Raw genomic sequence first — 12523 nt, forward strand, 5'->3', positions numbered from 1 at the left:
TCGAGCGTTGCGGCGCAGGCGTCGGCCCGGGCTCCACCCGGGCCGACGCCTGCGTGATCGCGGCTCGTCACGGTCCGTAGGCTGAGGCCGTGGCCTTCGACCCGAACGCGTTCCGGCACGTGGCCGCCTCCGCGCACGACCCCCTGCGGACGTTCCACCCGCGGCGGGCCGCTCTGGGCGTACGTCGCCAGGACGCGCTCATGCGGCTCTTCCCTCGGCTCGGCTTCTCGGTGCACGACGAGGCGCAGGGACGCATGCCCCTGCGCGAGGACGGCTCACTCGACACTGACGAGCTGTTCGGCCGCACGGCACCGGTCGTGCTGGAGATCGGCTCCGGCATGGGCGAGGCGACCGCCGCGATGGCGGCCGCCGACCCCGACCGTGACTACCTGGCCGTCGAGGCGCACCTGCCCGGCATCGCGCGGCTCCTCACGCTGGTCGAGGCGGCCGGGACGACCAACGTCCGCGTCGCGCACGGCGACGCCCTCGACCTCGTGCGCCGGCGCATCCCGGACGACTCGCTCGACGCGGTGCACATCTTCTTCCCGGACCCGTGGCACAAGACGAAGCACCACAAGCGTCGGATCATCCAGCCCGAGCTCGTCGCCCTGCTGCGCTCCCGGCTCGTCGTCGGCGGCACGCTGCACTGCGCGACCGACTGGGAGCCGTACGCCGCCGAGATGCTGCAGGTCCTCGCCGCCGACCCGGGTCTCGCGAACCCGTTCGACGGGTTCGCGCCGCGCCCGGAGAGCCGGCCCGAGACGAAGTTCGAACGTCGAGGGCTCAACCTCGGGCACACGGTCCGGGACGTCATCGTCCGCCGCCTGCGCTGACGGCACCCGGAGCTGTCGCCGGGCCTACCGCGCCGGATCCGACGCCGAGGTCGACGTGTCCGGACGCCCCGGCTCGCTGGGCACAGGCACACCGGGCTCGTGCCGGCACACCCGGTTGCGCCCAGCGACCTTCGCCGCGTACAGCGCAAGGTCCGCGGCCTCGAGCAGCTCGGGCGCAGTCCGGCCGGACTCAGGGGACGCCGCGACCCCGACGCTGAGGGTCCACCGCACGTTCAACCCGCGGTCGGTCAACGCCTCGGACTCGCACAGCGCCCGCAGCTCTTCCGCGCAGGCCGCGCCCACAGAGGCGTCCGTCGCGGGCAAGGCCACGACGAACTCGTCCCCGCCCCACCGTGCGATGAGCGCGTCGGCCGGCATCGTCTTGAGCAGGCGCCGGGACATCGCGACGAGGACCGCGTCCCCCACGACGTGCCCGTACCGGTCGTTGACCAGCTTGAACAGGTCGACGTCGATCATCAGCACGCACACGACGTCGCCAGCAGCCGTCCCCGCGAGCGACGGGGCGAGCCACTCCATGCCGTGCCGCCGGTTGTGCAGATGGGTCAACGGGTCGCGGCTCGCCTGCTCGGCCAGGTCCAGGTGCAACCCCTCGATGAGGTCCAGCTGCGACAGCAGCTGCCGGTTGCGCGCGTTGACCTCGGTGACGTCGCGACCGACCAGGACCCAGCCGATCGAGTGCCCACGTCGGTTCGTCAGGCGCGACGCACGGATCTCCAGGTCTGCCCGCGTGCCGGCCACGTCGATGGTGATGTCGACCGCAGCACCGTCGTCGCCGTCGAGCACCGCGGCCATCGAGAGGTCAGCCGGCTCGGCCCGCAACGCCCGGAGGATCTCGTTCGCGGGTTGGCCGGCGAGCGATCCGCCGACGCCCCGGGTCGCGTCGTGCCACAGCGCCTGGGCGGCAGGGTTGGCGTCGATGACCTGCCCGCGAGGACTGATCGCGACGACGAGGTCCGAGACCCGCTCGAACAGCGCCTGCCGCGCGATCGGGGCGAGGCCGATGAGGTCCTGCCGTCGGATCGAGTGGTGCAGAACCACCGCAGTGACGGCGAGCCCGAGCGGCGTCGGGTCCCCGAAGTCACCCGCCTTCCCCACGAGGTCGACGACCACGACGAGGATCGGTGCCAACGATGCGACGAGCAGACTGCGGAACTGGCGCCCGAAGACGCCGGGAGACCGCCACCACCCGAGCGCCACGAGAACGAGGGCCGTCACGACGAGCCCGTAGCTGTAGGCCGTGTGGACCCAGAACAGCGGACCGTGCTGCCACTCGTTCGGGGTGCTCAACGTGGCTGCGCCCGGCCCGCCGTAGAACTGCTGGTGCAGGGGGTTCGTCGCGACCAGCACGGTCACGACCAGCGGCTCGACCGCCAGCATCGCGAGCAGTCGGCGCGTCGGCACCCAGTCGGTGCTCGAGGCGCTGCGAGCAAGGCACAGGAACGCGGCGACGATCGCCCCGATCGCGGGGAAGGCCGCAGCAGCGGCGATCCCTGAGACCGGTCCATCGACACCGGTCGCAATGACGGCATCCGCGAGAGACCACCACGCGGCGCCTGCCACGATCACCACGAGGGACATGGAAGCAACCGGGCGCTCTGCTCGTCGGGTCCAGATCCCGGACCCGACGTGGAGCAGCAGCACGGCCGCTGCGACGTACGCAGCGACGTGCACGGCGTCGAGCATCACTCCTGCCTCTCAGGCGATCGCACCCGCTCGCGCAGTGTCGAAGATCGGGGCCCGCCTCCCTTCCTTATCGGCTTCTGAGGGCCGCACCTGAGGCGAGCCGTCTACAGCGCGGTGGGGTCGGGTGCCTCCGGGCCAGCGCCACGGGCGTCCTCCCCGTCCGCCAGGATCAGGTACAGCGACCGGCGTGCGTCCCGCAGGACCGTCCGTGCGGCCTCCTGCTGTCCGACGGTGCCCGAGCGGACGAGCTGTCGGGCAGCGCTCGCGAGGTCGTCGAAGGGTCCGCGCAGGTCGATCTGCGGGCCGAGGTTCTCCCTGAGGGCGGCGAACGGGTCGCCGAGCTCGGCCGCGTTGTCGGTCACGTAGGCGCGCCCGGCATCGGTGAGGGTGGCGAGCTTGCGGCCCTGGTCGCGCGTGACCTCGACGAGCCCCTCGTCCTCGAGCTGGGAGAGCACCGGGTAGATGGTGCCGGGGCTCGGGCGCCAGGCGCCCTCACTGCGCTCGGCGATGAGCTGCATGAGCTGGTAGCCGTGCATCGGCTCCTCCGCGAGGAGCTGCAGGACAGCGGCGCGGACGTCACCGCGCGGGGCGCGCATGCCGCGTCGTCGTCCTCGTCCCTCGCCGTCGGGGCCGGGGCCGCCGTGACGGCGTGGGCCTGCTCCGAAGCCCGGGCCGGGACCGAAGCCCGGTCCGAAGCCGGGGCCCCGACCGAAGGGCTCGTGATGGTTTCTCGGCCGGTGGCCGCCGTGCATCTGGTCTGTGATTCGTGCGTCTCTCATGACGCTCCTTTCATCGATACAGTAACGATATATCGCTACTGTATCGATGACAAGCGCTCTCTCTGTCAGGCGTCGAGGCGTGCCGCGACGTCGGCGGGGAAGCCGCCCCGTGCGTTCGGGCCGATGTCGCCGGCGCGGCGCCGCGCGCTGGGCGACGCGCACGGTCACCACAGGCAGGATCGCCAGCGTGGCGGCTGCGCGGCTTGCCGCTCGCCGTCAGTGCGCCGCCCGGGGCCGTCTCGCAACCCCGGCGGACGGCCCTACCCACCGGTAGAGATGCTCGGGGCGCCCCGCCGCGCCGTAGCGCAAGGTGTAGTCGATCGTCCCCGTGTCGGTCAGGTAACGCAGGTACCGGCGCGCGACTCCGGGGCTGATCTCGGCCCTGCGCGCCACGTCGCCCGCGGACGTTCCTATCGCCTTCTCGCGCAGCACCTGCATCACGAGGGCGAGCGTCGGCGCCGAGATGTTCTTCGGCAACGAGTCGGCGCCGGCCGAGCGCAACGTGCCATAGACGCGGTCGACGCTGCGCTGGTCTGCCTCCGCCATGTGCTCCAGGCGCTGGCGTGCGACGGCGTAGCTCTCGAGGCGTTCGCGGAAGATCTCGAAGGTGAACGGCTTGACGAGGTAGTGAGCGACACCGAGGTGCATGGCCCCACGCAGGACGTCGACGTCCTTCGCCGACGTGATCGCGATGACGTCGACCTCGAGGCCGGTCGTCGCGCGGAGCCGACGGAGCACCTCCACGCCGTTGATGTCGGGGAGGTACATGTCGAGCAGCACCAGGTCCGGGCGCAGCTCGGCCACGAGCGCGAGGGCGGACGCGCCGGTGCTCGCCGTGCCGACGATCTCGAAGCCGGGCACCCTCTCGGTGAACTGCCGATGCACAGAGACGGCCATGAAGTCGTCGTCCACGATGACGGTGCGGATCATGGAGCGACGACCTCCAGGCTCCCCTGCTGGTGACGGAGCGGGAGCGTGACCGTGAAGACGGCTCCGTCGACGTTGTCGACGACGATGCGCCCGTCGTGTCGGTGGACGGCCTGGCTCACGAGAGCCAGGCCCAGGCCCCGGCGCCGACCGGTCCCGCTCGCCACCTTGGTGGTGAACCCGTCACGGAAGATCTCGGCCGAGAGCGTCGGGTCGATCCCCGGGCCGGAGTCGTGCACGCGCAGCTGAAGCTCGGAGCCGGCGACGCCGAGTGAGACGTCGACGTGGCCGCCGGTCCCGCCGTGCGCGGCCGAGTCGAGGGCGTTGTCGATCAGGTTGCCGAGGATCGTCACGAGGCTCTGCGAGTCGACAGCGCCCACCGGGACGTCCGTGCGCATCGAGACGCGCAAGGTGATCCCGCGCTCGCTCGCGACGGACGCCTTGCCGAGCAGGAGCGCGGACAGGATCGGGTCGCCGACCTGCCCGACGAGCGCCGCTGCAAGCTCCTGGTGCAGCGACGAGTTGACGTTGACGAACTGGACGGCCTCCGCGTAACGCTCGAGCTCGAGGAGACCACCGATCACGTGCAGCCGGTTCGCGAACTCGTGCTCCTGGGCGCGCAGAGCGTCGGCCAGGGTGCGGACGTCGTCGAGCTCGTGCAGCAGGCCGTCGAGATCGGTCCGGTCGCGGAGCGTGACGACGGCGCCCACCGGACGGCCGTGCACCTCGACGGGCATCCGGTTGACGACCACGACGCGGTCACCCACGAGCACGACCTCGTCGAGACCTGCGACCCGACCGGTCAGCACGTCGCGCAGTCGGCCCTCAGGCGCGACATCCGCGAGCTCGCGTCCCAGCGCTGACGTGCCGATCCCGATCAGACGCGTCGCCTCGTCGTTGATGAGGGTGAGGCGCCCTGCGGAGTCGATCGTCAAGGCACCCTCGCGCACGCTGTGCAGCATCGCCTCGCGCTGCTCGAGCAGCGCCGCGATCTCCCGCGGCTCGAGCCCGAAGGTCTGCCTCTTGACCCGCCGTGCCAGCAGGAACGCACCGAGCGCCCCGAGGCCGAGGCCGAGCAGCGGCGGGACGGACGACTCGGGCAGGCGCGCAGACAGCTCCGAGCTGACGTGGGCCTCCAGCACCCCGACCGAGACCAGGCCGACGATCATGCCGTTCGCGGAACGAATAGGCACCTTGGCGCGCATCGACCGGCCGAGAGAGCCGGTCTGCACCCCGATGAACGTGTTCCCGGCGAGCACGGAAAGCGGGTTCTCGTCAGCGTCGACCAAGAGCGACGTACCGATCAGCCGGGGGTTCGGATGCGAGAGCCGGATGCCCTGGTCATCGGCGACGACGATGAACGCCGCGCCGGTCGCACCCCGGACCCGTTCCGCGATCGGGTCGATGACGAGCGCCGGGTTCGGCGCCGACAACCCCGCGATGACCTCGGGCATCGAGGCGACCGTTCGGGCGATCGCGAGGGAGGTCTCTCCCGTCCGAGCGTCCAGCACGCGCCTGGCCTGCACGAACGACACGGCGAACCCGGCGACGACGGTCAGCACGATGATCACGATCTGCAGCACGAAGATCTGCGTCGAGAGCCGCTGGCGTTCACCGATGAGTGCCACTCACCAAGGGTAGTAGGACCTAGGTCCTCCAGGGCGCGACCGCAATGGTCAACAAAGCCCGCAGCGGTCACTTTGCGTCATCTACCGACGAAATCTGGACGTCATCTGTGACCCCGGTCACAGTCATGGCACCCGGTGATCGAACGACGAGACGAGAGGACCACCAGGCATGACCCCCATCAGCCAGTCCCCCACGGGCACGGCCCGCGAGGCCCCTGCGCGCACGGTCACGGCAGCAGCCGTGGCGTCCCCGACAGGCGGAGCGCCCGGCGTGCACGAGCGCTCACGCATCGAGCTCGTCGGCGTCACCAAGCGGTTCGTGTCCCCGGCCGGGACGGCCCTGACCGCGCTGAGCGACGTGGACTTCGTCGTCGAACCCGGCCAGTTCTGCGCCGTGGTCGGCCCGACGGGGTGCGGCAAGTCCACCACCCTCACGATGGTCGCTGGACTCGACCGGCCCACCGCCGGAGTCGTGCGGGTGGGCGGGCAGGTGGTCGACGGCATCACGGGCGGCATGAGCTTCATGTTCCAGAGCGACGCCCTGCTGCCCTGGAAGTCGGTCCTCCAGAACGTCGCCCTCGGGCCGAGGTTCCGCGGCGTGCCGAAGTCGGAGGCCCTGGCCCAGGCCCGGGAGTGGATCCGTGTGGTCGGGCTGACCGGCTTCGAGGACCACCACCCGCACCAGCTCTCGGGCGGGATGCGCAAGCGCGTGACCCTCGCCGCCTCCCTGATCAGCGAGCCGTCGATCCTGCTCATGGACGAGCCGTTCGGTGCGCTCGACGTCCAGACCAAGGCGATCATGTCGAACGAGCTGCTGACCCTCTGGGAGCGGACCAAGCCGTCCGTCATCTTCATCACGCACGACCTCGAGGAGGCCGTCGCGCTCGCTGACCGCGTGGTCGTGATGACCGCCGGGCCCGGCACGGTCAAGGCGGTCTACGACATCGACCTCCCACGCCCGCGCGGCGCCGTGCAGGAGATCCGGTTCGAGCCCCGGTTCCTCGAGCTCCACCAGCAGATCTGGGAGTCGCTGCGCGAAGAGGTGCAGCACGCCTACGCCCGGACCGGACGCACCGCGGGAACTGAAGGAGGACGGCCGTGAACCTCGTGTCGACCCAGGGCGACGCCGCAGCGCTCGCCGCGATCGGGGCGAACCTTCGCCAGCAGCCCGCCGGAGACGAAGCGTCCCTCGCCGCGGCGGCCGGCCGACGTGCGCGCCGTCGTCGACTCCTCGTCAACGTCGCTCGGCTGGCGGTCCTGGTCGTGGTCGTCGGGGGGTGGCAGCTGTTCACCCAGTGGAAGATCGTCGACCCGTTCTTCTTCGGTCAGCCCTCCGGGATCGTTCTCAAGCTCAAGGACTGGGTCGAGCACGGGACCGCCTACGGCTCGATCTGGCTGCAGATCGGCATCACGATGAAGGAGGCGCTGCTGGGCTTCGGCTACGGCACGGTCACCGGCATCGTCCTCGGCGTGCTGCTCGGCCAGGTGCCGTTCCTCGCGGACGTGATCGGTCCATACATCAAGGTGCTCAACGCGATCCCGCGCATCGTGCTCGGCTCGATCTTCGTGGTGTGGCTCGGGTTCGGTACCCCGTCGAAGGTCCTGCTCGCGGCCGTGCTGGTGTTCTTCGTGGTGTTCTTCAACGCGTTCCAGGGCGTGCGCGAGGTCGACCCCAACCTCGTCGCGAACGTCCGCGTGCTCGGCGCGTCCCGCTTCCAGACGGTCCGGGACGTCGTGCTGCCGTCGGCAGTCGTGTGGATCATCGCGAGCCTGCACGTCGCCTTCGGGTTCGCGATCATCGGCGCCATCGTCGGGGAGTTCCTGGGAGCGCAGCAAGGGCTCGGCCTGGTCATCTCGACCGCTCAGAACAACTTCGACCCCGACGGGATCTTCGCGGCGATGCTCATCATCGCGATCGTCGCCCTCACGGCCGAGGGCCTGATCAGCCAGCTCGAGAAGCGGCTGCTCAGCTGGCGTCCCCGCTCGTCCGTCGAGACCGCCGGGCTGTAGGCGGACGCCGTGACGCACAGATCCTCCGCCACTGCTGTGCCCACTCGCACGGCTGTGCGCCCGCACCGCGGGAGGTGCCGCCGCCTCCGACCCTGACGCCACCCACCAGTGCACCAGCAGTTCAGCTCTCAACGAGGAGAAGCGAGACATGGCCAGACGAGTGCTCACCCGAACGATGACCGGGATCCTTGCCGCCTCGGTGGCGACGACCCTCGCCGCCTGCAGCAGCGCCGCGAGCGGATCCGGGGGCAGCAGTGCCACCGACGGCAGCACCGCGAGCGGTCCCCTGCCGACCGTCACGATGATGGTCGGCGGGATCGACAAGCAGATCTACCTGCCTTACCAGCTGGCCGAGGGACTCGGCTTCTACAAGAAGTACGGCGTCAACATGCAGCTGAGCACCGAGCAGTCCGGCGGGGTCGGTGCTGAGGACGCGGTGGCGTCGGGCCAGGTCGACATGGCCGGCGCCTGGTACGTGCACACGATCGACTTCCAGCAGAAGGGCAAGAACGTCATCGGCATCGTCCAGCTGAGCGGAGCCCCGGGAGAGCGCGAGATGTGCGCGACGGGAACGACTGTCACGTCACCAGCCGACTGGGCCGGGAAGACCGTCGGTGTGACCGACCTCGGGTCGGGCACCGATGACCTCACCCTCTTCATGGCAGCCAAGAACAACCTGACGTCCCAGCAGTTCAGTCGTCAGGGCGTCGGTTCCGGCAGCACGCTCGTGGCCGCACTCCAGCACGGCAGCGTCGTGTGCGGCATGACCACGCAGCCCACCGTCAGCGCCCTCGAGACCAAGAACATCGCGTACTCGGCGATCGACCTGGCGACGACGGACGGCGCGAACAAGTGGCTCGGCGGGACGTTCCCGTCGGCCTCCGTCCTGGCCCAGGCGGACTGGGTCAACTCGCACAAGGAGACCGCGCAGAAGGTCGTAGACGCACTGGTTGCGACGATGCACTACATCGACACCCACAGCGCGGCCGACATCGCCGACCACCTCCCACCCGCCTTCGTGTCGAACGGCCTTGTCACCAAGGACCTCTACATCCAGGCCCTCGACAAGGACAAGGGGCAGTTCCTCCCGGACGGCATGATGCCTGCCAACGGGCCCGACACAGTCCTGTCGGTCGAGAAGCTGGCGGGCAAGGTGACCGGGTCGATCGACCTCTCGAAGACCTACACCAACGACTTCGTGATCGCCGCGAACAAGCTGGAGGGCTTCACCAAGTAGCCCACCCCGCCATCCGGACGCGCCTCACTGCCGACCCCCGCCCCCGGCAGCGAGGCGCGTCCGTCCAGCGCAGTGCCGAGCGGCCCCGCGGGCACGCGTCGTCGCAGGTCAGCGCGCTGCAACCCCGTGCGCGGTCGCCTCGACGGCGGCCCGCTCGATGGCGAGGCCGGCGACGTAGCGGTCGAGGAACGCGGCGTAGCCCACGAGGTCCGCGGCGTCCGGTTCGACGACGTCGACCTCGGCGGCCGCGAACACGCGGGTGCGCAGGTAGGTGCCGAGGTCCTGCTCCGCCGCGACGCCCAGGTAGGCCGCGAGCACGGCCATGCCCCACGGGCCGCCCTCGCTCGCTGACGTCGCGACGGCGACGGGTGCCCGGACCGCCGCGGCCAGGAGTCGCTGGGCCACGCCGGCGGTCCGGAACATGCCGCCGTGGGCGAACAGGGTGTCCAGCTCGACGCCCTCGGCCTCGAGCACGCGCATGCCCAGGCTCAGGGTGGCGAACGCGGCGTAGACCTGGGTGCGCGCGAAGTTCGCGAGCGTCAACCGGCTGTCCGGGGCGCGCACGACGAGGGGGCGTCCCTCGGCGAGGCCCGTGATCGGCTCCCCCGACAGGTAGTTGTAGGCCAGCAGCCCACCTCCGTCGGCCTCACCGTCCAACGCCTCGCGCAGCAGCGCGCCGAAGACTGCGTCCGGCTCCGCCGGGTGCCCGAGCGCCGCGGCGAACCGGCCGAAGACCTCAGCCCAGGCACCCAGCTCGCTCGCGCCGTTGTTGCAGTGCACCATCGCGACCAGGTCACCGGCCGGCGTCGTCACCAGGTCGAGCTCGTGGTGGACGCGCTCGAGGGGGCGCTCCAGCACGACCATCGCGAAGATCGACGTCCCGACGCTGACGTTGCCGGTCCGCGGCGCGACGGCGTTCGTTGCGACCATGCCCGTGCCGGCGTCCCCCTCGGGAGGGCACAGCGGGATGCCGGCCGCCAGCGTGCCGGAGGGGTCGAGCAGTGCGGCGCCCTCCTCGGTCAGCCGGCCCGCCTCCTGCCCGGCGACGAGGACCTCCGGCAGCAGGTCCGCGAGGTGGAGGTCCGGACGCCGCCCGGCCACCAGCTCGTCGAACTGCGCGAGCATGCGCGCGTCATAGGTGCGGGTCGCGGGGTCGACCGGGAACATGCCCGACGCGTCACCGACCCCGAGCACGTGGCGACCGGTCAGACGTCGGTGGACGTAGCCCGCGAGCGTGGTGAACGAAGCGAGCTCTGGCACGTGCGGCTCGTCGTCGAGGACCGCCTGGTAGAGGTGGGCGATCGACCAGCGCAGCGGGATGTTGTGCCCGAACAGCTCGGAGAGCTCGGCCGCAGCCCGATCCGTCGTCGTGTTGCGCCAGGTCCGGAACGGGACGAGCAGCTCGCCGTCCCGGTCGAAGGCCAGGTAGCCGTGCATCATCGCCGACACGCCGAGGGCGCCGAACGTCGTCGGACGGACCCCGTAGCGCCGTTCGGTGTCGGCGAGCAGCGACGCGACGCACGCCTGCAGACCGGTCCAGACCGCCTCGAGCGAGTACGTCCACATCCGGTCGACGAACTGGTTCTCCCAGTCATGGCTACCGCTCGCGAGGGCCGCACCATCGGGGCCGACGAGGCTCGCCTTGATCCGGGTGGACCCCAGCTCGATGCCCAGGGCCGTGCTGCCCTCCATGAGGGCCGCGCGCACGTCGGTGCCCGGCTCGGGCGCGACGACCGTCGGGTCTACCGGCATCTTGATCTCCTACGGATCGACTCTGACAGACAACCTGTACAGGCTAGCCTCGAACGTCACGGTGGTGACGAGGGCCGAGCCTAGGTGCCGTTCTACCGCCTGCACGTCGGGATTGTGCCGACCGGGCCGCTGCAGCCCGGTCACGGCGACGCGCCCAGCCTAGAAGGTGGGGGGTTCGAGTCCCTTCGGGCGCGCTGTGTGGCGAGGCCCCTGATCTGCGGAGACGCGGCCTCTGGCCGGCGCCCTGTGCGGCGCGGGGATCCAGCTCGTACTGCTCACCGGGCCGATGACCGGCATCGACGACCCTGCCGGGATGGGGTCGACGCCGTTCGCCGTGTGTCGCGACCGCGCCGACGAATCTACCCAAAGCGGCATGAACCGCCCTAACCTTACGCAGTGGGATTCCCGCGGGTGATTGACACGAGCACCCACCGCGGCCGCGACCGCGACCGCGAACTCCCGCCAAGGAGCACGACATGCACCGGAAGTCTCTGCTGCGTCGGTTGGCACTGGCCGTCGTCTCCGCCACAGCTCTGGCCGTTCCCGTCGCCCTGGGATCGAACGCCTCGGCAGCGATCGGAGGCCCTCTTACCTGGCAGGTCCGCGTCGGCGCCGAGTCGCCTGACATGGCTGTCACCGCAATGACGTTCTTGCCGAGTGAGGTCTGGGTCGACGTCGGCGACACCGTCCACTGGACTGCGGGCAGCGCCGAGCCGCACACCGTCACGTTCCTCGCGCCGGGAACCTCACTGCCCGAGTTCAACCCGTTCGACCCGTCGCAGACGAAGCCTGTGGGCACCTCGAACTACGACGGCACCGCGTACACGAACTCCGGGATCATCGCCACCCAGCCGATCTTCGTCTTCACCGACCCGGCGTCCAGCTACGACCTGACCTTCACAGCGACCGGCGACTTCACGTACTACTGCCTGTTGCACGGCGTGATGATGACCGGCGTCGTGCACGTCTCCGCGGCCGGCACTGCCTACCCGTACACCCAGCAGGACTACAACCGGGCCGGCAACCACGAGGCCGCGGCAGCGCTCTTCGCCGGACGCACCGCCTATACCCAGGCCAGGCAGGCGCACGCCACCACCGGCTCACAGGTGCTTGTCGGGATTGACGGAGAAGGCTTCGGGGTCATGCGGTTCGTGCGTGACCACGTCGTCGTGCACGTGGGAGAGACCGTGTCGTTCTCCACCGCCGGGCCCGGCGCGCCGCACACAGTCACCTTCGGCCAGGAGCCGCCCGGACTCGCCATCCTCGCTCCGTCCGGCGACCCGACCCACTACGGCGGCGGCGACCTCAACAGCGGGGTGCTTGCTCCTGGGGTCCCGTTCAACGTGACCTTCACCGCCGCTGGCACGTACCACTACATCTGCGCCATCCACGACGACATGGGGATGGTGGGCGACGTCGTGGTCGTCCCCTGACCCCTGCACCGAGGTTCAGCACTCTCAACCCCACAACGAAAGGGCCTCGCCCAGCGTTTCCGCTGGGCGAGGCCCTTTCCACTGTGCGCCCGAAGGGACTCGAACCCCCAACCTTCTGATCCGTAGTCAGATGCTCTATCCATTGAGCTACGGGCGCATGGCCCAAGGGCCGGGGATGACGATACCGTCCCGCGGCCCTGCGCCCAAACCGGCGGTGAAA

Annotated in this window: 10 protein-coding genes and 1 tRNA gene; 5 read left to right on the forward strand and 6 right to left on the reverse strand. The window is 70.4% G+C overall.

All coding sequences use genetic code 11. The features are described 5' to 3' along the window. Positions 1–89 precede the first annotated feature (89 nt). Positions 90–833: a tRNA (guanosine(46)-N7)-methyltransferase TrmB gene (gene trmB / locus VFW79_RS09520; protein WP_329677070.1), complete on the forward strand. Its 744-nt coding sequence runs from the start codon at positions 90–92 to the stop codon at positions 831–833. 24 nt (positions 834–857) lie between these two features. Here the strand turns inward: trmB and VFW79_RS09525 are convergent, their stop codons facing one another. The 4 genes from VFW79_RS09525 to VFW79_RS09540 form a co-directional block, all read right to left on the reverse strand. Beyond that, the gene (locus VFW79_RS09525) at positions 858–2537 is read right to left on the reverse strand and encodes a diguanylate cyclase (RefSeq protein WP_329677071.1); all 1680 of its coding nucleotides are present in this window, start codon (positions 2535–2537) and stop codon (positions 858–860) included. Between the two features lie 104 nt (positions 2538–2641). Beyond that, on the reverse strand, positions 2642–3133 hold the full coding sequence (locus tag VFW79_RS09530; protein ID WP_329677072.1) for a PadR family transcriptional regulator: 492 nt from the start codon (positions 3131–3133) through the stop codon (positions 2642–2644). Between the two features lie 399 nt (positions 3134–3532). Then, entirely contained in the window at positions 3533–4246 is a 714-nt protein-coding gene (locus VFW79_RS09535; RefSeq protein ID WP_329677073.1) for a response regulator, read from the reverse strand. Next, a complete protein-coding gene (locus VFW79_RS09540) occupies positions 4243–5871 on the reverse strand; it encodes a sensor histidine kinase (RefSeq protein WP_329677074.1) in 1629 nt (542 codons plus the stop codon). The genes VFW79_RS09535 and VFW79_RS09540 overlap by 4 nt, the downstream gene beginning before the upstream one ends. Before the next feature lie 169 nt (positions 5872–6040). On the opposite strand from VFW79_RS09540, the gene VFW79_RS09545 reads away from it, so the two are divergent. The 3 genes from VFW79_RS09545 to VFW79_RS09555 all read left to right on the forward strand — a co-directional run bounded on the left by VFW79_RS09545 (position 6041) and on the right by VFW79_RS09555 (position 9118). Continuing rightward, positions 6041–6973: an ABC transporter ATP-binding protein gene (locus VFW79_RS09545; protein ID WP_329677075.1), complete on the forward strand. Its 933-nt coding sequence runs from the start codon at positions 6041–6043 to the stop codon at positions 6971–6973. After that, positions 6970–7881, forward strand: a complete 912-nt coding sequence (locus VFW79_RS09550; RefSeq protein WP_329677076.1) for an ABC transporter permease — start codon at positions 6970–6972, stop codon at positions 7879–7881. Before VFW79_RS09545 ends, VFW79_RS09550 begins: the two co-directional genes overlap by 4 nt. A gap of 148 nt (positions 7882–8029) precedes the next feature. Continuing rightward, a complete protein-coding gene (locus tag VFW79_RS09555; RefSeq protein ID WP_329677077.1) occupies positions 8030–9118 on the forward strand; it encodes an ABC transporter substrate-binding protein in 1089 nt (362 codons plus the stop codon). A 108-nt stretch (positions 9119–9226) separates the two neighbouring features. On the opposite strand, the gene VFW79_RS09560 is transcribed toward VFW79_RS09555, so the two are convergent. Beyond that, entirely contained in the window at positions 9227–10870 is a 1644-nt protein-coding gene (locus VFW79_RS09560; protein WP_329677078.1) for a xylulokinase, read from the reverse strand. A 476-nt stretch (positions 10871–11346) separates the two neighbouring features. On the opposite strand from VFW79_RS09560, the gene VFW79_RS09565 reads away from it, so the two are divergent. Continuing rightward, a complete protein-coding gene (locus VFW79_RS09565; protein ID WP_329677079.1) occupies positions 11347–12303 on the forward strand; it encodes a cupredoxin domain-containing protein in 957 nt (318 codons plus the stop codon). 84 nt (positions 12304–12387) lie between these two features. Here the strand turns inward: VFW79_RS09565 and VFW79_RS09570 are convergent. Then, positions 12388–12460 (reverse strand) — tRNA-Arg (locus VFW79_RS09570). Positions 12461–12523 lie beyond the last annotated feature (63 nt).

Source organism: Cellulomonas sp., assembly GCF_036279715.1.
GTDB lineage: Bacteria > Actinomycetota > Actinomycetes > Actinomycetales > Cellulomonadaceae > Cellulomonas_A.